This is a genomic window from Gammaproteobacteria bacterium (genome assembly GCA_035279405.1).
Taxonomy (GTDB): Bacteria; Pseudomonadota; Gammaproteobacteria; order Natronospirales; family REEB76; genus REEB76.
The window spans coordinates 1-21411 of the sequence record DATEHU010000022.1; the positions used below are offsets into that span (position 1 = coordinate 1).

Sequence of the window (21411 nt, forward strand, 5' to 3'; positions counted from 1 at the left end):
GCGGCGGCCGGCAATCCGAACCTCAGCCCCTACAAGTCGGTGAACTTCGACGAGTCGCTGGAGTGGTACTTTGCTCCCGGCTCGGTGCTGGCCGCGTCGCTGTTCTACAAGGATGTGAAGAACTACATCATCCAGCAGGCCACATTCCAGCAGCGCATCAACGGCTCCTGGACCTTGCCCGGTTATCTGAATTCGACCGGCAATGCGCAGATTGCCGCGGGCTTGTGCACGCCGGCGGGTGTCTGCCAATACAGCGTCACCCAGCCGGTGGATGGCGGTCACGCCACGGTGAACGGCTTTGCGGTCTCCTACCAGCAGCAGTTGCCGCAGGGCTTCGGGGTGCGTGCGAATTACACCTACTCCAACGCCACCACCAGCAGCGGTCAGCTGATGCCCTACAACTCGCTGCAGTCCTACAGCGTCAGTCCGTACTACGAGCAGGGACCATTCAGTGCCAGCATTTCCTACAACTGGCGCAGCGGGTATCTGGCCGGCGGCTACGTGGCGGGTGCGGCTCCGACCAATACGGCGTCCTTCAAGGAGCTGGATGCCTCGGCGGGCTATGCCATCAACGACAACTGGGCATTGAATTTCAGCGCCTTGAATCTGCTGAATTCGACCTACTACCAGTATCTGGCGAATCCCACGCAACTCGCGCAGGAATACAAGACCGGTCGCCAGTATCTGCTCACCATGAGCTACAAGTTCTGAGCCGTGCAGCGCCAGCGATGGCGCAGTCAGCCAGGAATATCGTGTGATGAGAACCGGCCTGACGGCGCATAAAAGCCGTCAGGCCGGTCGTGTATTTACGCGCGGCACGTTTGTGCCGGGAATCAACGCGGCCAGTCCTCGGGAAAACGTGCCAGGCGCTCGGCGCGGCGTTGCGCCGCGCGCGTCAATACGGCGTGCTTCTCAGTCTCGTTCATCTCCGACCAGCAGCGGATTTCCTCCAGCGTGCGTCCGCAGCCGAGACACACCTCATGCTCATCCAGACAGCAGTTGCGCACACAGGGAGACAGCGCGACATCGGTCATGAAGAACCAACTCCGCACCGGGCAGGCGGCTGCAAGCCTGCGAGGCGCTCAGTGCAGTTGCAGCTCCTGCAGCAGAATCTCGCGTACGTCAATCTGCACGCTTTCGGGTTCAATGATTTCGCTGATGCCGTACTTGGCGGTCAGGCGGCCTGACTCGATGTAGGCGAGATTCAGGGTGCGCCGCGGCATGAGCGTCTGGCCTGCAGCGTCTCTCACCAGCAGTACCGTGGGATGCAGGCGGCGCGTCTCGTCGGACGCCACGATGATGGCTAGGGCCCCGCTGCGCAGCCGGACCAGGGTGCCGAGCGGGTAAATGCCGATGAAGCGTATGAATTTCTCCACCAGGTTCCTGTCAAAGTGACCGGCCGAGCGCTGGGTGAGCCGGCGCATGGTGGCGGAAGAAGTCAGCTGCTTGCGGTAACTCTGGGGCGTGGTGTAGGAATCGTACACATCGCAGATGGACACCAATTGCACATAGGGCGGGATGTCGCCGTCCGCCAGGCCGTCCGGGTAACCGCTGCCGTCAAACCGTTCGTGATGGTGGCGCACAATTTCCAGAATACGTGGATCGAATGTGCCACTGTTCTCCATTTGTGTGGCGGCGTAGACCGGATGCAGCTTCACCAGGCCGAATTCCTCCGCGCTCAGTGCTCCGGGCTTGTTGCGGATCTTTTCGGGAATGCGCGCCATGCCGACGTCATGCAGCATGGCACCTTCGCCCACGATGCCCTGCAGCTCCTTGTTCCAGCCCAGCTCCGCCGCAAACGCCACCGCGAGCGTCGCGGTGTTCACCGCATGCCGCCCGATGCTGGCGTCCTGCTCCGACAGGATGCGCATCCACAGACCTGCCGTGGGGTCGGATGCGATGTCGTCAATCAGTCCGGTCACCGCATTGCGCGTCTTCTGCAGGTCTTCGTCCGGCCCGCCAACCGCACTCTCGGCGAGGCGTGTGAGACTGGTCACCACATCATCCCGTTTCTGCTCGATACGCTTGAGGGTGGCATGCAGCTTCTTGGCGCCCTCCCATTCGGTGAACACCACGGTGATCGTGCTGCCGCGCACGGCGGTATGCAGACGATCCTGGAGTGCCTGCTCGGTGCTGGATTTCAGGTCGTCCACCCACACCTGCCGGCAATGCTGCCGCAATGCGGCCAGGTCGTCATCGCTTGCGATGACAAAGCCCTGAAACAGGAACGGCGTGCCTTCCCAGGGCCGATCCAGCTCGGCCACATACATGCCCTTCTCGAGTTGCTCCACTGGAAGCTGGATTTTCATTCGGTGTTCGGAACGGTTTGCGGCTGATTCGGCCTGCCGCAATCCGGCTCTCCATGCGCCCCCGATACGAGAAGTATAGCCTGCGATTTCCCCGGCTGCGCGTGTGACCGGGTGAGTACCGGGATCCGGGTCACACCTGTGTCAGCAGCGCGCACATGAGCACATAGGCGAGACCGCAGGGCAACAGCCACAGCGGCTTCAAGCGCCGGCTCAAGCCCAGGAACAGGATCCACAGAACGGCGGCGAACGTGAGCGCCATGGCCAGCAGCATGTCGGAGCGTGCCTGCCAGGCGCCGAGCTGGATGCCGAAGGCGGGCAGCAACGTGCCCTGAAACACCAGCGCACCCGTGACGTTGCCGAACGCCAGCGTGTCCTTGCGGCGGCGGATCCACAGGATGCTGTTGAACTTTTCGGGCATTTCCGTGGCCACCGGGATGATCAACAGTGACAGCACCAGCACGCCGACCCCGGTAAGTTGTGCCAGCTGTTCCACACCGTGCACGAACAGTTTCGCGCCCACAATGATGAGTGCCAGACTCAGCACGAGTTGCGCGATTTCCAGCCCCAGCGTCTGCCGCAGGCGCAGGCGTGCCAGCAGCAGCGGCGCATCCGCCGTGGTGCCGTGGCCCTGCTCCACGAGAAAGCGCGAAGCGCGCACCGTGTTGCGCACGTAAATGACGTAGATGAATACCAGCGCCGCGGAGGCCAGCATGCGCGGCGCCGCCTGCTGCAAGGGGATGAACAGCGCCAGCAGCGTGATCAGGAATGCCACCAAAAAATACAGCAGGTCGCGGTACAAGCCGCTGCTTTCCGGCGTGAGGGCCTCGCGCCAGCCGCGCTTGGCGCCGGCGAACACTGCGATCAATGTCATGGCCACCGAGGCCAGCATCAGCGGAGCGCCGAGGATGGCACCGATGCCCACATGTTCGCGCACCACCGTGGTGCTGGCGCCGCCGAAAAACACCGCAACGATGGGTACTATGGTCTCGGGCAAAGCCGTAGCCACTGCGGCCAGCACCGAGCCCACCAGGCCCTGCGAGAGACGGTAGCGCTGACCCACGTGCTCGACCGCGTTGGTGAACAGCTCGGCGCCCGCAAGAATGACGAGCAGGGCCAGCAGCAGCGCGCCGGCATCAAACGCCAACATTCGCGGTCTCCCGATCCGGCACTGTGCGCCCGGTTACCCGCGCGCCTGTGCGCGGGTTATGGAACTCGAACGGATGGCGGCGTGTCCCTGTACCCGCCGCCAGTGCGCAGTCGGTCAATGCACGGCCCGCGATTTCTGGCGCGCGGCCTGCAATGCCTGAATGAACACCGCGACGGGCTGGGCGCCGGACAGCGCGTAACGTCCATCCAGGATGAAGAACGGCACGCCGCCGATCCCCAGGCGGTGTGCGGTGTGCAAATCCTCCAGGACCTCCGCGCGCTGCTCGTTCCCGGCGAGCCACGCGCGTAGGTCTCCGGTGAGACCCGACGCGCGCGCCAGCTCGACGAGCGTGTTGGTGTCTCCCAGGTCGCGACCCTCGACGAAGTAGCCCCGGAACAAGGTTTCCACCAGGTCCGCGGCGCGCTGTTGTGTATCCGCGAGGCGAATCAAGCGGTGCGCATTCAAGGTATTGGGGCTGCGGGCGATCTTGTCGAACTGGAATTCGATACCGGCGCCGCGCCCGGCTTCCTCGATGCGTGCGTGGATTGCGCGCACGGCGTCGGGACCGCCGAATTTTGCATCCAGGTATGTGTGCCGGTCGCGCCCCTCGGGCGGCAAATCCGGATTGAGTTGGAACGCGCGCCAATGAATGTCTGCGGGACCGAGATCAGCCTGCGCGAGTGCCTGTTCCAGGTGACGCTTGCCGATATAGCACCACGGACAAACGCAGTCGGAAAACACCTCGATGCGCATCAGCGATGCACTTTGGTATAGATGACGTTCGGCAGATCCCCGCGGCGCGAATACACGTGCTCACTGGCGTAATCGGCATAGAAGGCGTCGCGTTCCTCGGCGGTTTCGAACCAGCGGTAGGACTCCCAGGCCGGGCCGAGCAGATGCGGCGCCGTCATGGGGTTGTCGGGTGGCAGCGTGCAGCGGATGCCGAAACGTTTACGCGTGCGTTGGGAAAGCATGTCTGGACTCACGGCGCAGGAATGGAGGACTATTTTAACGCGCCGGCGGTGTTGATTCCCGCGCGCTTCCGCCAGGCCTCAACTCTGGGCAAAATAGTTTGCCAGATAATCGTCGAAGGACAGGCGATCGGCGGCTTCGATGCGCGCCTGCTTTGCCAGCGATTCCCGCGTCAGCTTTGCAAACAGCGCTTCGGTCTCGACCGGCAAGCTGCGTTGCTGGAAGTGCCGGGCATGTTCCTCCGACACGCGCTGCCCGAATTGGAAGAAGCTCTCGTGCCGAGCGCGCATGTCGGCGAGCACGCGCGCGGAGGGCAGGCGCTCGGGGTTGGCCAGTGCATCGCGCTGTGCCTGCAGCGCTGCGCTGTACGGCCTTTGCGGGTCGGCGGCATCCAGCACTGCGCAGATGCCCGGCATGCCCTCAAGTACATCCCTGGCCCAGGCGCGCAACCCGATTGCGCGACCGTCGCGTTGCAGCTCGAGGCCGGGATTGCGGCCGTCGCGTGCGGTTATGGTCTGGTTATGGTTGATCACCGCCTGTTCTTCCCGGGATACCGGGGGACTGTCGGTCAGCAGACACAGGACCAGCAAGGCTTCGATGAAACGCAGTGCGGCTGTGTCCACGCCCGCCGGGTGCCAGGCGTTCACGTCCAGCGCGCGCACTTCGGCGTACATCACGCCGCGCTCGCGCAGCGCGAGCGCGGCGCGCTCGCCGGGCTTGATGGGTTGCTTGGGGCGCACGAAGGTGTAGAACTCGTTTTCGATCTGCAGGATGTTGGCGTTCAACTGGCGGTACTCGCCGTCCACCTTGACGCCGATGGCCTCATATTCAGGCTCCGGTGTGCTGATGGCGTGGGTGAGCGTCGTCACGTAATCATTGAGGCTGTTCCAGCTCACACCGATGTGGGCCTGATTCTTGTTCTTGTAACCGATATCGCTCATGCGCAGCGAGGTGGCATAGGGCTCGAAATAGGTGTGGGCGTCGAACTCGCTGAACGGGGCAGGCTGGCCGTGGAAGAAGCTCTTGCACAACGCCGGCGAAGCGCCGAAGAAATACGGCACCAGCCAGCCGAGGCGCTGGAAATTGCGCAGCATGCCGAAGTAGCACTCGTCGGTGAACGCGCGCAAAGGCCGGTGGTCGCCGCGCAAATCCCGGAGCGCCGGCCACGATGCCGGCGGAAACGAGTAATTGAAATGCACGCCGGAAATCGTCTGCATGGTGCGTCCGTAGCGCCAGCCCAGGCCGCGCCGGTACACGTGCTTCATCATGCCGATGTTCGAGCCCCCGTAACGCGCGATGGGGATGCTGTGCTCGGATTCCAGTGTGCAGGGCATGCTGCTGGCCCAGAGCATTTCCCCGTCCAGATGCCGGTATACGAAGCTGTGGATGTCGGCGAGAAAATCCAGCGTGGCTTCCGGCGTGGCCAGCGGCGGGGTCACGAGTTCAATCAGCGCTTCGGAGTAGTCCGTGGTGATGTGCGGGTGCGTGAGCGGCGCGCCAAGCGCTGGCGGGTGCATTGTCTGCGCGATTCGGCCGCTGGCATCCACGCGCAGGCTTTCTTTTTCCAGGCCCTTGAGCCCGCCGCGCAGCAGCGGCGCGAGCGGACCGGCAAGCAGTTTTTCCAGTGAGGCGGCAGTATCTTTGTTGGCGGGCATGCATGCGCGTCCGGCCATGGGGCGCGTATGGTGACGCAGGCCACGGCCTGCGTGCAAGTCCGAAGCCGCTGCGCTGAATCCGAATCAACCCGGCGAGTGGATGCTTATTGGCCCCAACAGGTGGTGGAGTTGTCGGTGCCGCCTGAACTGAAAGCGGATTTCTTGCCGGTGTTGTCCAGCTTGAAAGTGAAGCAGCTCGTGTCCCTGGTTTGATTGCCCTGGGCGGTGGCCGTGAGCACGTATGCCGCAGCGGCAATCGTGCTCGCTAATGAATAATAGCCGTGTTCGCTGGTCGTTGTCAGCGACGGGCAGGCGTTGTTGGTGTAGCTGAAGTACTGCGTGTAGCAGCGCTCCAGTATCTGCGCGTCCTGCGTGAGCATGCTCTCGACATCCGCGCGGTGTGACTTGAGCACCGAGCGTTCATAGGAGGGGTAGGCGATGGCCGCGATGATGGCGACGATCGCCACCACGATCATCAGCTCGATGAGCGTAAAGCCGCGCGAGTTATTGCGTGTCATGGTCTGCTCCCGCGCGGCGGACTGGCGGCCGCGCTTCATTGCAATTGCACCCAGGATTGCCGCCCGGTACCCGCGGCCGCGGATTCGGTGACCGACAGTATCTGGCCGGTGCTGCCGCTCGCGAACTTGTACTCCAGGCTGGAGGCGGAGATGATCGCCGGGGTCTGGATGATGCCCACGCTGGATTGCAGGCCGCTCACCGGTACGGTGATGGTCTGTGTGCCGCCGCTGCCGTTCGGCACCGTGACGGTTACGTAATCGCCGCTGGTGAAGTGACCGTCGCCGTTCATGTCGAAGGGCGATTGCATGAGGCGCGAACCGGTGAAGGCGTTCAGCTCCATGAGGTAAGAGGTGCCGCCAAAGCCGCAGGAATTGGTGTTCGGGATCAGAGTAGTAAACACGATGCGGCCGTTGTCGAGTTCCGCGGGGCTGACCACCATCTCGTCTATGCCAGCGGCGCCGGGCTGGTTCAGCAGATCCATGTACCAGCCGGGCTGGGTCATGGCGCTCGGTCCGCCAGGCGGATTGCTGGTGGTCGGGTTGTTGGTGGTGACGCGGATGGTGTTGGTGACGCCGTTCACGGTCACCTGCTGGGTGGTGAGAATCTGCTGTTGCAGGAGCTGGCTGCGGGTAATGGCGCCGCTGCCGCCGTCAATGATGGAGTAGAAGGTCTGCACCTGCGGGCTGCTCGGCACCACGTTGTCGCCGGTCTCGAAGTACTTGCCGGTGCCGAAGTAAATCTGCGGGCTGCTGCTGTTATTGGCGAGGCCCACCACCGGACGCACGGTGATCGGCTGGGACTTGCCGCTCGCGTCCACGGCCTTGAACAGGGGCGTGGCCGAGGTGGCACTGGAGCTGATACAGCCGCCGCTGTTGTTGGACACGCACCAGTTGGCCGGATTGGTGCTGGTCACGTCGAACTTCCATAGATTGCCCTGCACGTCGCCGGCGTAAATATAGTTGGTCACTCGGTCGCCCGGCTGGTTGATGTCCACCGGAACCGCGGCCGCCAGGCCGTCGCTGGTCACGCCGGGAACCTTGATTTCGCGGATCAACTGGCCGTTGAAGAGGTTGATGATGAACAGCGCGGCCGCACCGGTGATGCTGTCAAAGCCGTTGGAGACAATGACCGCGTACTGGCCGTTGCTCATAAGCGCGATGCTGGCACGCGGGATGGTGTAGCCCAGGTCGCCGTAGCCCGTGGTGGAACTGTTGACTCCCCACATCACCCAGCTGGACGCATTGGCCTCGGTATTGGAGCCGGGGTTGGTGACGTTGAGCGCGAACACCCCAGTGCCGCCGGCGCCGGTGCTGCCCACCAGGTAAGTACCCCAACTGGTGCCGTTGAAGGCATCGCCCACGGTCGGAGTGCCGTCCACGTAGAATTGGTGGTTGGCCGAGTAATTGGGCGCCATCAGCTTGTTGAGTGCCGGTATCACGGCATTGGGCACGAAGGCGAACAGCTCCTTGCCGGTGTTGGCGTCAAACGCGTGCAGCATGCCGTCATTGGCGCCCACGTAAATCACCGGCTGGCGGCTGAGATTACTGACGAAGTACTGCGAATAGGTGCTCTGGCCCACGTTCACGCCGTTGACCAAGGTTGGCGCGTTGTTGTAGGCAAAGTTGTCATCCTGCACGAACAGCGGGTTGCTGTTCACAATGTCGCCGAGCGGGCTACTGCGGGTGCGGAAGCCGTCGGTGCTGGGCACCGAGCCGCCGCGCAACCAGGTGACGCGATCGGCGCCGAAGCCGTCGGCCGTGCCGGTGCCGGGATTGAGATTGAGCGCGGTCTGCTGCGCGCTGCTCAGGGTGCTCCATTCGAAGGCGGCCCCCGCGCCCGTGCCGCTGCCGCCGCTCGGGTTCCAGGTGGCGATGTTGCGGCTTGCCGCGCCGGGTATCTGCTGGGCCGCATCCCAGGTGGCGTTGGCGGCGATGCTGCCGTCCGGATTGACCTTGAAGGCCAGCAACTGGCCGGTCCAGTCGGTGGTCTGGAAGCGCGCCTGGTAGATGGAGGTGCTGGTATCGAGGCGCGTGGAGTTGGTGGCGATGGCCGCGGCCGAGCCGGTGCGGGAGGCGATGCCTTTCAACGCCTGCTGCAGTTGCTGGGCTATCAACTGCGGGGTCTGCGCGGCAAACATCTCGCCGCGGCTGTCGAGCGTGGCATGCCAGAGGTCGTCAACGCCGGTGGGGCTGCGGTTCTGGAAGGCGGAGCCTATGGGCCAGGGCGGCAGATTCTGGAACGGGTTCTGGGTTGCCGGCAGGTTCACGTTCCAGATCAAGCCCTGCTGCACCAGCGTGACGGCGTAGGTGTCCATGTGCAAATTGATGTTGCAGTCGAGGCCCGGGGGTGCAGTCGGCGTGCCGCAGGCGGAATCCGGGGTTACTTGCCCGGTCGGCAAATCCGGCCGCAGGTTGTTCGCATAGAAATAGGTCGCCAGATCCCCGAGCGTACCGCTCACACCGTCGAGGTACGGTGCTTTGCCGAAGCCCAAGCTGCCGTAAGGCGCACTGGTACTGGAATCCGTGTTCTTGGATCCGGAAAACGGCCAGGACGGATAAGGATAGCTGGCATAACCGTCCGTGAAGATGATGCCGAAATTCTTCTGGCAGGCCTGGGTGATGGGCGCGCCGGAATCGGTGCGCTGGTACTGCTTGCCGATGTATTCGAGCAGATCCCAGGTCGGCGTGCCGCCGCCGCCGGAGTTGTTGAAAAAATTGGTGAAGAAGGTGGCTTTATCAGAAGCCTTGTTCAGGTCGTACATGGTCAGATTGGTACCGGACCCCTGTTTCGGGCAACCGTTGCTGCTGTCGCTGTTCATGTAGGCGCAGGCCACGCGCATGTTAGAGAGACCCACGAAGGTTTGGCTCAAAGAGGCCCGCAGGGCCAGATGGCGCTTGCGGTAATAGCTGAACCAGTTGGCGAAGTTCTGGATCGCGGCGGTGTACTGCGCGCCGCTGGCGAAGTTTGCGGGTTTGATCTCATAGCCCAACATGGGTTCGCCCGCCGGGCCGGTGCCTATGAGCGGCGTGCCGATGTAGCCGTAGCTGGCGGGCAGGCTGTCGGTCGCTTTCAGCCAGAAGGTCGCCGGGAAGTAGGCGATCGCAAGGTACTGGTCGTTCGTCGAGCCGTCATTGTTGGTGTTCACGAAATAGGTGCTGTTCGCGAAATTATTGTCCGGAATCGGGTCTGGAACGGTGATCGTCTGCCATTGACCGGTGCCACTGTTGCCGTTCGGATTCCAGACCACGGTTCCGGCAGGCAGCGTCATGCCCTGCTGCAGCATGAACCATGGCGATTTCCAGGCGGGGGGCGTTGTGCTTCCGGACGCACCGCCTATCGCGCTCGTAAGATCCACGGTGGTACTGGTGTAAAGGAAAGGATCATCGGGCGCAGCGGCAGGGTTGATGTCGCCTTGAGCGTCGAAAGCGGTATAGACCGGCGCGCCGGTGGAATTCACCCAGGGGGTGTAGGCCACGCTGGGGTCGAAATAAGCGTTGTTGAAATCCGGGCTGCGCGCCCACGCATATTGGGGCAGCGGCGGGATGAAATAATGTCCCTGCGCCGACGGGCTGTTATTGCCGCCGTTGCGGATGTGTACTCCGTTGAACGGGAACAGATAGGCATATTTGAGCCACGGCCCGCTGTTGCCGAAGTCGCCCGCCTTGTTGAAATTGAAGGTGTCGCTTAAAGTTGTGTTGCTGCAGTTGTCGTTCAGGTCGCAGCCCACGAAACTCCGCCACTGGTCGTTCCACCATATCGCGCCGTCGTTGGTGGGGAACAGCACCTCGAAATCCATGCTGCCGGAGTTGTCTATGCCGAGGATGACGTTGGGCTCCGCCGCGGTGCTCAGGAACAGCGGCGTTTGCGACACCGTGCCGGCGTGCGCCGCATTCAGGTTGGCGAGCGTGAGCCCCGCCGTGGCCAGGGCGATCAGGAATTTTTTCGAATGCAGTCTGAGGTTCATGTGGCTTGTCCTTGGTCCGTTGCAGTGGACCCATCAACGCTTGTAGGTGGATTGCAGGATCACGACCGATTTGCCGTCCGGGCTCACGCCGCGCGCGGTGATCGCGTACAACTGCTGGCCGGGAACCGGCGCGCTCACGTCCAGCGACTGGCCGGGGGTGGCCACATACTGGAATGGCTCGACGTAATAGCTGGCCGTCGCGCCGGTATTGCCTCCGATGGCGAGCGTCCCGGTATAGGGAATGGATTTACCGGCCCAATTCCAGTTTTGCCAATCGGCTCCCGCCGTCAGGGGATAGCCACCGGAGTCGTTGGAAGTCGGGTAATAGCCGAGCACGCTGCCATCAAACGGCGGCAGCGAAGCCAGGCCGTTCAATGCCTGCTCGCCCTGGCGCAACGCGGCTTCCGCCGCCTCGAAGGCCAACTGGTGCGAGCGCTGATTGCCGGCCATGCGCTCTTCGAGCGAGGTGCTCTGGATCGCGGCGATGCCGAGAATGGTGAGCACCAGCAGCAGAATCAAGCTGACGACCAGCACTACGCCTTGCTGGCGCCGGGGCGGTGAAGAAAACCGGGGCGGTGCAGAAAAATCGTGTGGTTTCATGGCGAGTTCACCCCGAGGTCTTGCCCCCTCCTTTGAAAAAGGAGGGTGGGGGAGGATTTTCCTGTTTCATTACAGATGGCATTGCGTCTTGTAGGAGCGGCGATATTCGCCGCGATTCTGCAAGCGTGGAAATCGCGGCGGTGACCGCCGCTCCCACAAAATCCTGCTCCCTCCTTTGAAAACGGAGGGCGAGCTGCAAAGCAGCGAGCGGGTTGCCCGGGGCGCATTGCGACGCAATGTGCGGGTTGCCAGGGATGGCAACCCTGGACAGGAATACGAAGCATGGATTGCGCAGTATTCATGCAACCCTGGGCTTTCAGGCGAAGTCGGAATGCGCAGCCTGAAAGGGGAGGATTTTCTTGCAAAATCCCCCTTGATCCCCCTTTTGCCAAGGGGGATGGCAGCAGTGGCAACAGGATAGTGTTCATGGCACGTGGTTGCGCAGCGCGATGGTTTCGACGAACACCCGGTGCAGCCGCCGGGTGGTGGTGGCGCCGGGGTTTGGCGGCGGCGTGACCGCGACGCCGTCCACGTCAAGCGCGGTGAGCGTCGTGGCCGGCACCACGTTATTGTTGCTGCGGATCAGCAGGCCGAGACGCACGCTCACGATGTTGGCCGCCGCCCAGTTGCCAATGCCGCTCGCGGCCACGTACTGGTTGGCGATGCCGTCGCCGTCGGTGTCCACGCCATAGAGGACCTGCATGTTCTCGATATCGGGTACCAGTTCCTGGGGAGTAGCCAGCGCGCCGGTGTTGCTCAGGATGACTTGGTAGAGCGCCGGTCCCTGATCGGCTCCCCGGCCGATGTAATACAGATAAGTCTGAATCGTGTAGAGCTGGGCCGGAAGCCCAAAATTGCCGACCTTGCCGGCGGACACGTTTCCCGGAGACACGCCGCCGCCTGCGGAATGGACAACCGTTCCGCTGCTTTGGTTGACATTGGTTGCCTGGAATACGGCCGATTGCGAGCAATTGGTAACATACGCAATGGTGCCTATGACCAGACCGGCATTGGCCAGCGACACGTTGTTGTAAACCTTCACGTTGGCGGAATTGCCGCCGCCCGGGAAACTCGATATGGCAATGCCGCCGGGGGTGACGGCGTGGATCATGATGATGTCGCTGCCGGGGATGACGGTGTTGCTAATCGCGCTCCAGATGGTCGCGGGCAGGGCCGGCGACCAGTCGCTCGCGGAGGTATCAAGCGCCGGCGTTTCCGATGCGACGGCGTATTTTCCGCCCACGTTGGTCGCGGGACTGTTGTAGTCATAGCCCTGCACGGCTTGCGTAAAGTTGTAAAAATCAGTCTGAACGTTCAGCAGGTTGACGCTGGGAGCCTGCCAGAGACTCTGGCCGCCGCAGCCGGTGTAGCCGGCGAGGCGCAGTACCGGTCGCATGAAATCCAGTGCGAAGCGGCCGTTTTCCTGCAAGCGCGCCACGGCGCTGCCAAGCGTGTAGCTTTGCCGGCTGGCCAGGAACATCGAAATCACGCCGGCCATGAACACCAGGCCGACCACCAGCGCAATCATCAGCTCCACCAGTGACAAACCCTGCTGGCGGGCCGGAACGAACGGATGCGGGTGCCGGCGGTTCATAAGCCGCTCACGATGGTGAAGTTGGTGGTGCCGGCGGCCGGCACGGTGGTGAACTTGGCGAGCGCCTGGGCGGCGCGCGCGGCGTTCCACTGGATGACGATGGTGACGTCAATCACGCCGTTCGCATCAAGCGCCGTGCTGACGCTGCCGTCGCCCGCGGGCAAATCCGTGGCCAGATCTTGTTTCCACATGCTGAGGTCCGCCTGGGCCATGGCGTTGGGTGTACAGGTGTTTGCCGCTCCCAGGCACAGGGCCGCCAGTTGGGTGGTCGAGCAGTTGCTGGTTTGCAGACAGGCAGTGCTCACCGGCGCGAGCGTGCCCATCGCGATGTTGTAACCGCCTTGCGTGGCGCTTTGGCGGTTGGCGCGCATGCGGTCCAGGATGCTGTACGCCAGGCTGTTGGCGGTGCTGCGCAGGTAGGCGCTGTCGTTGGCCTTGAGCGAGCTTGTCACCATGCCGGCGATGCCGAGCAGGCCGACCGACATGACCAACAGCGCAATCAGCACTTCCAGCAGGCTGAAACCGGCTGCGGATGATTTGGCGGAAATCACTTGCATGGCTTCACCTTAGCAACTTGAAATGGCAGTGGTGCCATTTACCTGATAGCCGGTCTTTTGCGCGGCCTGCAAGCTGCCCGTGGGCAGCAGCGTGAGCGAGCGCCCGTAGCTCGGGCCGCGTCCGTCGCAGAGCGTGAATACGGTCGCGCTCGCGGGCGGCGCATTGGTCAGGGAGTAAGGCAGGCCGTTGGGATAGAAGGTAAAGCTGTACCCGCCGTTGCTGGTAAACGTGTTGCTGCCGCTAATCGGCGGGAATGCGCGGATCACGGTGGCGGCGCCCGGCGGCGGGGTCGCGTAGAACACCACCCAGCCGGCGGCCCAAGTGGCGCCGCCGCACGCGGTAGTGGTACCGGCGCAGATCGTGACCTTGGAACTGCCGTTTTTGACGGCTGCGCTGCGCGCGGTCGTGAACCCGGTGATCAGGGCGTTGACCTGCGAGACGTCGCGCGCATTCTTGATGGTGGCACTGAAATTCGGCACGGCCATGGCGGTCACGATGCCGAGCACCGCGACCAGCACCACGAGTTCGATCAGCGTGAAGCCGCGCGTGAATCTGATGGTTTCCATGGGCAACAACTATAGCGGCTGCGCAATCATTTTACAGAAGTCACAGACCGGCGAGATAAAACCCGCGATAAGTGGGTGCGGGCCCGAATCCCGCGCCGGCGCGTCATTTTGCGCTTGCAACAAGATTCTACGGCTGTCGGTTCCGGCGGACCGCTGGTCGTTTCCCGTTGCACTCGCTCCGAGTGGCAGGACAGAGGGCAAGACAAGGATCACCAGCCTGTGGGGTGCCGTCGGATCCTGCAGGATCGTGCGCGCGGGCGCCGCAGCCGGGCGCAACATGCGCAATGAAAATACTGTAGCGGCATCAGAGCGCCGTTGTCTTGGACGCTGCCCTCCGACATACGCTTGCGCCGCGCGCCTGAAATCAGGCGATGTTCACAGGGCCGGCTCCGGTTGGTCCGGGGTAAAATGCGGGTGCTGGCCCTTCTTTATATATAGAACCTGTATCAGTGGTAGGCATTGGCCGATGAATGGCGGATAGCACAAAATGGAATCTCGCCTCGAAGATTTGTACACACCATGAACGACGCCGGTGAATTCTTTCAGGATGCGCCCGTGCTGGGTAACCAGTACCAGGGCGACGCGGCATTACAGGCTTGGCTCAAGGCTTACCTGCCCACAGACGTCCTGAAGCAAATCACCCCGGGCCTGGAGCGTCTGGGGGAACGCGCAGCCGGCGACATGCTCGCGATGGCTGCGGATGCCGAAGCCCATCCGCCGCGGCATGTGCCCTATGATCCCTGGGGCCGGCGGATTGATCGCATCGAAACCACTTGGGGCTGGCAGGCTCTGCGGCGGGTGGCCGCCGAAGAAGGCATCGTAGCGACGGCGTATGAACGCCGGGAGGCCGCGTGGTCCCGGCTGCATCAATTCGTGCGTCTGTACCTGTATCACCCCTCTTCGGCGATGGCTTCTTGTCCATTGGCCATGACCGATGGTGCGGCCCGTGTCTTGGAAGTATACGGCGACAAATTGCTGCAGGAGCGCTACCTGCCGCACCTCCTGAGCCGGGATCCCGAACGGTTCTGGACTTCCGGCCAATGGATGACCGAGCGCAGTGGCGGCTCCGATGTGAGCGGCACGTCTACGGTGGCGCGCATCGAATCCGGCGCATATCGGCTGCACGGTACCAAGTGGTTTACCTCGGCGACCGATTCGCAGCTCGCGGTCACACTGGCGCGTGACCCCGATGCCGGCGACAAGCTCAGCATGTTTCTGCTGGAGTTGCGCGATGCCGGCGGTTGGCTCAACGGCATTCAGGTGCATCGCCTCAAGGACAAGCTCGGCACCCGCGCCCTGCCCACGGCCGAACTCACGCTCGCGGGCACGCCCGCGCAGCGCATCGGCGCGCCCGGTCACGGCGTACGCAACATCGCCACCGTGCTCAACATCACGCGGCTGTACAACTCAGTGTGCGCAGTGAGCTATATGCGTCGCGGACTGGCGCTCGCGGAAGATTACGCCCGCAAGCGGCGCGCATTTGGCAAGTTGCTTTCGGAACACCCGCTGCACCGCGAGACTTTGGCGGACCTGCACACGGAATTCATCGGCGCGCTGCATCTGGTGCTGCACCTCGGCGTGTTGTTGGGACGCGATGAAACCGGCGCCGCCGGCGATGCGGATAAAACCTTGTTGCGCCTGCTGACACCCGTGGCCAAACTATTTACCGGCAAGCAGTCCATCGCCGTGGTCAGCGAAGTGCTGGAGTGCTTCGGTGGCCAGGGCTACATCGAGGACACCGGTCTGCCGGTGCTGCTGCGCGACTGCCAGGTACTCTCCATCTGGGAAGGGACGACCAATGTGTTGAGCCTGGACGTGCTGCGCGTGCTCGATCACCCGCAGGCCCTTGAGGTGTTTGCGGCGGACGTTGAGAACCGGCTAGCGCGTGCGCAGCATCCAGACCTCGAGCGTGCCTGCCACGCCATACGTCATGCCGTGCAGGACATCCGGAACTGGTTCGAGGCAACCGCCGGCTCACCCACCGAGCGCGAGACCTTTGCGCGGCGTTTTGCCTTCAGTCTGGCGCGCAGCTATACGGCTGCTCTGCTTGCCGGTGCCGTGCAGGATGGCTGGCTGGACCGCGACATCCTGCAGCGCTGGTGCCGTGTGCCGTTGACGCTGGTTTGACTGCGGGGCGACCCGGTATGGCCGGCTCCTTGTGGGAGCGAGCTGCGTTGTGGGAGCGGCGGTCCCCGCCGCGAAAGCATTTCGGCCGGCTCTTTGTGGGAGCGGCGATATTCGCCGCGATTCCAAATGATGATCTCGCGGCGGGGACCGCCACTCCCACAATAGAATGGCGAGCTTACGCGGAGCGTCAACATTAACGACAAAAACAATCGGCCTCCTGCCACCGGCGACGATTGCATGCACGAGTTACATCCGCCGTATTCCCTGAAACGGGACTATCTGCTGTGGACTCTGGTCGCCGCGCTGATTGTGTTCAGCGTACTCGAGCCGCACAAGATTCCGGATTATCCCCAACTGGTGAACTGGCCGACCATTGCGACGCTGCTTGGCCTGATGATCCTCACCAAGGGAGTGGAGCAGAGCGGCTGGCTGCACCGTGTGGGCCGGAACGTGATCGCGCGGGTGTCCAGCCAGCGTGTGCTGGCGCTCGTGCTGGTATGCGGGTCCGCGCTGCTCGCGATGCTGCTGACCAACGACATTGCGCTGTTCGTGGTCGTGCCGCTGACGTTGCAATTGGGCACGCTCGCCGCGTTGCCGCTGCGGCGCCTGGTGATATTCGAAGCCCTGGCGGTGAACGCCGGTGCCATGCTCACGCCCATCGGCAATCCCCAGAACATTTTTCTCTGGCGGCTTTCGGGCGTGGACTTTGTTCACTTCGTGTGGCACATGGTGCCGCCGTTCATGATTGCCATGGCGTGCCTGCTGTTGCTTACCGCCTGGGCATTCCCCGGCGCACGCATCCGGGTGCAGCCGCGCGCGCCGATCCCGGCTGTGCAGCAGCGGCTGCTGCTGACCTCGGCACTCTTATATATACCGTTCCTTGTACTGGCGGACCTGCAGCTCACCGCGCTAGCCCTGGTACTGGTCGTGGCGGTGTTCCTGGCCGGGTTTCCGCGGCTGTTGCGCCGCATTGATTGGCCGCTGATCGTGGTCTTCGTGCTGATGTTCATTGATCTCGGCCGGCTGGCCGAGTATCCGGTGCTGGCGTACGTGAATCTCGCCGAGCGCAGCTCGCTGTACCTGGCGGGCGCGTTGAGTTCGCAGGTCATCAGCAACGTGCCGGCCGCGATCCTGCTGTCGCGCTACTCACATGATTGGGGCACCATCGCCTGGGCGGTGGACGTAGGCGGCTTTGGCGTGTGCATTGCCTCGCTCGCCAACCTGATTGCGCTGCGCCTCGGCCGCCAGCGCGGCATGCTGCCGGCGTTCCACGCCTGGTCACTGCCGTTCTTCGTGGTAGTGGGCGTGTTGGTGTGGCTGTGGCTGCGTCTGGCGTGACCCGGCTGCGCGGCTCAGGCAGAATACGTGCATGCAACCCAAGCTGACCGTGCACAGTGCTGAGGCCGCACCTGCGGGTGACGCCGCACGCCGCTTGCTGCCTCTGCCGGGAACGTTTGCCATGCATCTCGGCGGCGAGCTGCGCGACGTGCAGATCGCATATGAAACCTGGGGCAAGCTCGCGCCTGCCAAGGACAACGTGCTGCTGTTGTTCACCGGGCTTTCGCCCTCGGCGCATGCGGCGTCCTCGCCGGCCGATCCCACTCCCGGCTGGTGGGAGGAAATGCTCGGGCCCGGCAAGCCGCTCGACACGCAGCGCTTTCACGTCGTGTGCGTGAATTCGCTCGGCAGTTGCTTCGGCTCCACGGGCCCGTCCACCCTCAATCCCGCTACCGGCAAACCCTACGCGCTGGATTTCCCCACGCTCACGGTCGAGGACATTGCGGCAGCGGCGCACGCCACACTGCGGGCACTCGGCATCCGACGCGTGCGCGCGGTGATCGGCGCCTCGCTCGGCGGCATGAGCGCACTTGCCTATGCACTGCTGTTTCCAACCGCGGCCGAAGTGCTGGTGAGCCTGTCCTCCGCCACCCATTCGGAACCCTTTGCCATCGCGGTGCGTTCCCTGCAGCGCGAACTCATCCGCAACGACGGCGCCTGGCAGGGCGGCAACTATCCACCGGGCGGCGGGCCGCGCGAGGGCATGCGGCTCGCCCGCAAGCTCGGCATGATGTCTTACCGCTCGGCCAGCGAATGGCTGGAGCGCTTCGGCCGCGAGCGTGCGGACAGCGCCGAGCATGAGCCGTTCGGCATAGAATTTGAGGTCGAGTCGTATCTGGAATCGCGGGCGCGCGCGTTCGTCGGCGGCTTCGATGCCAATTCCTACCTGTATCTGTCGCGCGCCATGGATTTGTTCGACGCCGCCGAGCACGGCGGCACCGTGGACAAGGCCTTCAAGCGCCTGAAACTGCAGCAGGCGCTGGTGGTGGGCGTGGAAACCGACATCCTGTTTCCGCTCCACCAGCAGCGCGCCCTTGCCGATGCCCTGCGACGTGCCGGCATCGAGACCCAATATCTGTCGCTGGCATCAAGGCAGGGCCACGATTCCTTCCTCGTGGACATGGACCACTTCCGGCCCGCGGTCGGCGATTTTCTCGCGGGCCTGTGATCTTGCTTGTGTAGGAGCGGCGAGCGGACCCATGGGTCCGCGCCGCGATTCCAATATCGGTCCCGGCCACGATTCTAGTGCCGGCTTCTCTGATTGTGGGAGCGGCAATATTGTGGGAGCGACGGTCCCCGTCGCGATTCCAAAGATCATCGTGGCCGGGACGACCACTCCCACAATATAGTTTTATTGTTTTGCCGGCGTGGATGGCATTGCCGCCGCCGGAATGAAAGCGTGCGGATCCACGGGCGTGCCGTTCAGGCTCACGGTCCAATGGAGATTCGGCCCGGTGGTGCGGCCGGTGGCGCCGATGTTGCCGACGATTTGTCCCTGTTGGACGCGCTCACCGCGCTGCACGCTGATTCTGCTCAGATGGCAGTACACGCTGTACAACCCCTGACCGAGATCAATGGTCAAGGTGTTTCCGCAGAAATAGTAATCGCCCGCATCCGCCACCACGCCGTCCGCCGGCGCGCGCACCGGCGAACCTTCAGGTGCGCCGATGTCTATGCCGGTGTGCCGGCTGCGCTCCTCGCCGTTGTAGAAGCGCCGCAGGCCGAAGCCGCTGGTTTGCGGACCGTCCGCAGGCCAGATGAAGCTCAGCCCGGGCGCGGCGTCCGCGGTCCAAGTGTTGAGCACGTGTTCGAGATGCGCCTGTTCGTGCTCGATGCGGTCGAGAGCGCTCGCCGGCGGATTCACGAGCTCCGGATTCTTGATGATGAGCTGCTGCTCGGGGTACTGCTTGGGCGCGATGGTGAAATCCAGTTGCCTGCGCGGCTGGTCGGCAAGCCGGACGCTCAGGGTTTTTTGTCCCGGTGCCGTGGCCAGCGGAATGCCGACCACCGCGTACCAGCGCCCGTCATGTTTGACGACCATGATGCGCCGGCCATCGAACTGCACGCGCGGCGCCCGGCCGGCCTGCGGCAATTCCATGACCACCACGCCGCCCGGCACCGGTTCGTTCTGCGGCAACGGCGTAGCGAAGGCGCTGAGTGGAAACATTCCGCCCGCGAAAATTCCAGCAAGCACCCACAAGAAACATCTGCGGAAAATCCCCCCGCGCGTAGCGCGCGCGCGCCCTTTTGCAAAGGGGGCGAGGGGCGAAGCCCCGAGCGGGCAGCCACGGAAGGCTGCCCTGGACTTTCGGGCGAAGCAGGAGTGCGCAGCCCGAAAGAGGGGCGAAGCCCCGAGCGGGCAGCCACGGAAGGCTGCCCTGGACTTTCGGGCGAAGCAGGAGTGCGCAGCCGGAAAGAGGGGCGAAGCCCCGAGCGGGCAGCCACGGGCACATCGCGAAGCGATGTGCGGGAGACCAGGGACGGTCTCTCTGGACCTGTACGCGATGCAGGACGGCAGCGTGTACAGGGCTGCCCCGGACTTTCGGACGAAACAGGATTGCGCAGTGCGAAAGAGGGGGGATTTCAGACGCCGGCTGACAACGGTTACCGAGCATTTATTTACATACGTCGAGGCGCAATTCATTTTGTGTTGTCTTTGTTGACGGTTGCAACATTAGCCGAAAGATGTCCGTCGGCAAGTCGCGCCAGAATTTCCTGGCCTTTGTGCGCCTGGCGTACCGATGCAATCACCGTGCCGCTCATCGCATCGCTCACGATGGCATAGCCGCGCTCCAGCGTGGCCAGCGGGCTGACGCTGTTGAGCGTATGCACGGCGATGTCCAGCCGGCTGCGCACTTCCGCCAAATGCCGCAGGATCGCGAAGTGCAGGCGCTGCGTCAGAGCTTCGCCGCGGCTGCGCAATGCAGCGAGTGCCTGCGCGGGACTGTGCTGGTGCAGGCGGGCGCGCAGGCCGGTGAACAATGCACCGCGTGCCTGCAACCCGCTGCGCAACGATTGCTTGAGGCGCAGTTCCAGCTCATCCAGCCGTTGGGCGCGCTCGCGCAGCATGCGTGCCGGGTGCAGTTGCTGCAGGCGTTCCTCACACCATGCAGCGCGCTCGCGCAAAGCGTCGAGTTGTTCGCGCACGACGCGCAGCAAACGCCGGCCACTGTCATTCAGGGTGCGCCGCCAGGCGTCGGCATCGGGCGTAACCAGTTCCGCAGCGCCGGTCGGCGTGGGCGCACGCAGGTCCGCGACAAAATCCGCGATGGTGAAATCAATCTCGTGACCTACGCCGCTTACCAGCGGGATCGTGCAAGCGTAGATGGCGCGCGCCACGACCTCCTCGTTGAACGCCCACAGGTCTTCGAGCGAACCGCCGCCGCGCGCCAGGATCAACACGTCGCACTCGGCACGCGCGGCCGCGGTGCGGATCATGTTGACGATTTTCTGGGCGGCACCTTCGCCCTGCACCGGCACCGGATAGACGATGATGCGCGCCAGCGCATAGCGGCGGCTGATCACGCTCAGCACGTCGCGCAATGCGGCGCCCGCGGGCGAAGTGATGACGCCGATGACGCGCGGCAACGCCGGCAACGGCTGTTTGTGCGCGGCGTCGAACAGGCCCTCTTTGGCGAGCTTTTGCTTGAGTTCCTCGAAGGCGCGCTGCAAGGCTCCGTGGCCGGCCTCTTCCATGTGCTCGACGATCAACTGGAAATCGCCGCGCGCCTCGTAGAGACTCACGCGCGCGCGTACCAGCACCTGCAGGCCATCGCCGGCCTGGAAGCGCAGCAGGCCCGCGCGCGCGCGGAACATGGCGCAGCGCACCTGCGCCGCGGAGTCCTTGAGGGAGAAATACACGTGGCCGGAAGGCGGGCGCGAGAGGTTGGAAATCTCGCCCTCCACCCAGATGAGCGGCAAGCCGCCTTCGATCAGCAGCCGGGCCTCACGGTTGAGTTGCGAGACCGTGAGAATCCGCTTTTGCGGAGCTTCCAGCTCCAGGCTGCCCTGCGTCGTGACCATGACGCATGATAGCTGCGGCGTCGGCGGCGTGAAAGCGGC

18 protein-coding genes are annotated in these 21411 nt (G+C 63.6%); 4 read left to right on the forward strand and 14 right to left on the reverse strand.

The annotated features are described in order from the left end of the window. Positions 1-711, forward strand: a 711-nt coding sequence (locus VJR90_03175) for a TonB-dependent receptor (GenBank protein HKV96478.1), incomplete at its 5' end; no start/stop codon positions are given. A gap of 122 nt (positions 712-833) precedes the next feature. Here VJR90_03175 and VJR90_03180 read toward each other — a convergent pair. The 12 genes from VJR90_03180 to VJR90_03235 form a co-directional block, all read right to left on the reverse strand. After that, positions 834-1034 (reverse strand): DUF1289 domain-containing protein, encoded by a 201-nt coding sequence (locus tag VJR90_03180; protein HKV96479.1) that lies wholly within the window; start codon positions 1032-1034, stop codon positions 834-836. A gap of 48 nt (positions 1035-1082) precedes the next feature. After that, positions 1083-2309: an HD-GYP domain-containing protein gene (locus VJR90_03185; protein ID HKV96480.1), complete on the reverse strand. Its 1227-nt coding sequence runs from the start codon at positions 2307-2309 to the stop codon at positions 1083-1085. Positions 2310-2439: 130 nt separating this feature from the next. Next, a complete protein-coding gene (locus VJR90_03190; protein HKV96481.1) occupies positions 2440-3456 on the reverse strand; it encodes a sodium:calcium antiporter in 1017 nt (338 codons plus the stop codon). Positions 3457-3570: 114 nt separating this feature from the next. Then, positions 3571-4209, reverse strand: a complete 639-nt coding sequence (locus VJR90_03195; GenBank protein ID HKV96482.1) for a DsbA family oxidoreductase — start codon at positions 4207-4209, stop codon at positions 3571-3573. Next, entirely contained in the window at positions 4209-4430 is a 222-nt protein-coding gene (locus tag VJR90_03200) for a hypothetical protein (GenBank protein HKV96483.1), read from the reverse strand. The genes VJR90_03195 and VJR90_03200 overlap by 1 nt, the downstream gene beginning before the upstream one ends. Before the next feature lie 78 nt (positions 4431-4508). Further along, entirely contained in the window at positions 4509-6083 is a 1575-nt protein-coding gene (gene gshA / locus VJR90_03205; GenBank protein ID HKV96484.1) for a glutamate--cysteine ligase, read from the reverse strand. Between the two features lie 104 nt (positions 6084-6187). Then, positions 6188-6601, reverse strand: coding sequence for a type IV pilin protein (locus VJR90_03210; GenBank protein ID HKV96485.1), 414 nt, complete (start codon positions 6599-6601; stop codon positions 6188-6190). 35 nt (positions 6602-6636) lie between these two features. Beyond that, entirely contained in the window at positions 6637-10566 is a 3930-nt protein-coding gene (locus VJR90_03215) for a PilC/PilY family type IV pilus protein (protein ID HKV96486.1), read from the reverse strand. 33 nt (positions 10567-10599) lie between these two features. Next, entirely contained in the window at positions 10600-11166 is a 567-nt protein-coding gene (locus VJR90_03220; GenBank protein ID HKV96487.1) for a pilus assembly protein, read from the reverse strand. 424 nt (positions 11167-11590) lie between these two features. Next, a complete protein-coding gene (locus tag VJR90_03225; GenBank protein HKV96488.1) occupies positions 11591-12760 on the reverse strand; it encodes a PilW family protein in 1170 nt (389 codons plus the stop codon). After that, positions 12757-13317, reverse strand: a complete 561-nt coding sequence (pilV, locus tag VJR90_03230; protein ID HKV96489.1) for a type IV pilus modification protein PilV — start codon at positions 13315-13317, stop codon at positions 12757-12759. Before pilV ends, VJR90_03225 begins: the two co-directional genes overlap by 4 nt. 9 nt (positions 13318-13326) lie before the next feature. After that, positions 13327-13884: a GspH/FimT family pseudopilin gene (locus tag VJR90_03235; GenBank protein ID HKV96490.1), complete on the reverse strand. Its 558-nt coding sequence runs from the start codon at positions 13882-13884 to the stop codon at positions 13327-13329. Between the two features lie 519 nt (positions 13885-14403). On the opposite strand from VJR90_03235, the gene VJR90_03240 reads away from it, so the two are divergent. The 3 genes from VJR90_03240 (at position 14404) to VJR90_03250 (ending at position 18517) form a co-directional block, all read left to right on the forward strand. After that, positions 14404-16011: an acyl-CoA dehydrogenase family protein gene (locus VJR90_03240; protein ID HKV96491.1), complete on the forward strand. Its 1608-nt coding sequence runs from the start codon at positions 14404-14406 to the stop codon at positions 16009-16011. A gap of 237 nt (positions 16012-16248) precedes the next feature. Then, positions 16249-17349 (forward strand): SLC13 family permease, encoded by a 1101-nt coding sequence (locus tag VJR90_03245; protein ID HKV96492.1) that lies wholly within the window; start codon positions 16249-16251, stop codon positions 17347-17349. A 31-nt stretch (positions 17350-17380) separates the two neighbouring features. Further along, positions 17381-18517, forward strand: coding sequence for a homoserine O-acetyltransferase (locus VJR90_03250; protein HKV96493.1), 1137 nt, complete (start codon positions 17381-17383; stop codon positions 18515-18517). A gap of 183 nt (positions 18518-18700) precedes the next feature. Here the strand turns inward: VJR90_03250 and VJR90_03255 are convergent, their stop codons facing one another. Together VJR90_03255 and xseA are read right to left on the reverse strand one after the other, a co-directional pair. Beyond that, positions 18701-19516 carry a peptidoglycan DD-metalloendopeptidase family protein gene (locus tag VJR90_03255; protein HKV96494.1) on the reverse strand — a complete coding sequence of 272 codons (816 nt, stop codon included), beginning with the start codon at positions 19514-19516 and terminating at the stop codon, positions 18701-18703. A 473-nt stretch (positions 19517-19989) separates the two neighbouring features. Beyond that, positions 19990-21372, reverse strand: a complete 1383-nt coding sequence (gene xseA, locus VJR90_03260; GenBank protein HKV96495.1) for an exodeoxyribonuclease VII large subunit — start codon at positions 21370-21372, stop codon at positions 19990-19992. Positions 21373-21411: the final 39 nt, after the last annotated feature.

What these genes read in the sequence shown, in the direction of transcription:
- VJR90_03185 (HKV96480.1), bottom strand. Translation starts at nt 2,309, where the DNA reads ATGAAAATCCAGCTTCCAGTGGAGCAACTCGAGAAGGGCATGTATGTG.
- VJR90_03245 (HKV96492.1), top strand. Translation starts at nt 16,249, where the DNA reads ATGCACGAGTTACATCCGCCGTATTCCCTGAAACGGGACTATCTGCTG.
- VJR90_03190 (HKV96481.1), bottom strand. Translation starts at nt 3,456, where the DNA reads ATGTTGGCGTTTGATGCCGGCGCGCTGCTGCTGGCCCTGCTCGTCATT.
- gshA (HKV96484.1), bottom strand. Translation starts at nt 6,083, where the DNA reads ATGCCCGCCAACAAAGATACTGCCGCCTCACTGGAAAAACTGCTTGCC.
- VJR90_03255 (HKV96494.1), bottom strand. Translation starts at nt 19,516, where the DNA reads ATGTTTCCACTCAGCGCCTTCGCTACGCCGTTGCCGCAGAACGAACCG.
- VJR90_03225 (HKV96488.1), bottom strand. Translation starts at nt 12,760, where the DNA reads ATGAACCGCCGGCACCCGCATCCGTTCGTTCCGGCCCGCCAGCAGGGT.
- VJR90_03210 (HKV96485.1), bottom strand. Translation starts at nt 6,601, where the DNA reads ATGACACGCAATAACTCGCGCGGCTTTACGCTCATCGAGCTGATGATC.
- VJR90_03215 (HKV96486.1), bottom strand. Translation starts at nt 10,566, where the DNA reads ATGAACCTCAGACTGCATTCGAAAAAATTCCTGATCGCCCTGGCCACG.
- VJR90_03195 (HKV96482.1), bottom strand. Translation starts at nt 4,209, where the DNA reads ATGCGCATCGAGGTGTTTTCCGACTGCGTTTGTCCGTGGTGCTATATC.
- xseA (HKV96495.1), bottom strand. Translation starts at nt 21,372, where the DNA reads ATGGTCACGACGCAGGGCAGCCTGGAGCTGGAAGCTCCGCAAAAGCGG.
- pilV (HKV96489.1), bottom strand. Translation starts at nt 13,317, where the DNA reads ATGCAAGTGATTTCCGCCAAATCATCCGCAGCCGGTTTCAGCCTGCTG.
- VJR90_03180 (HKV96479.1), bottom strand. Translation starts at nt 1,034, where the DNA reads ATGACCGATGTCGCGCTGTCTCCCTGTGTGCGCAACTGCTGTCTGGAT.
- VJR90_03240 (HKV96491.1), top strand. Translation starts at nt 14,404, where the DNA reads ATGAACGACGCCGGTGAATTCTTTCAGGATGCGCCCGTGCTGGGTAAC.
- VJR90_03200 (HKV96483.1), bottom strand. Translation starts at nt 4,430, where the DNA reads ATGCTTTCCCAACGCACGCGTAAACGTTTCGGCATCCGCTGCACGCTG.
- VJR90_03220 (HKV96487.1), bottom strand. Translation starts at nt 11,166, where the DNA reads ATGAAACCACACGATTTTTCTGCACCGCCCCGGTTTTCTTCACCGCCC.
- VJR90_03235 (HKV96490.1), bottom strand. Translation starts at nt 13,884, where the DNA reads ATGGAAACCATCAGATTCACGCGCGGCTTCACGCTGATCGAACTCGTG.
- VJR90_03250 (HKV96493.1), top strand. Translation starts at nt 17,381, where the DNA reads ATGCAACCCAAGCTGACCGTGCACAGTGCTGAGGCCGCACCTGCGGGT.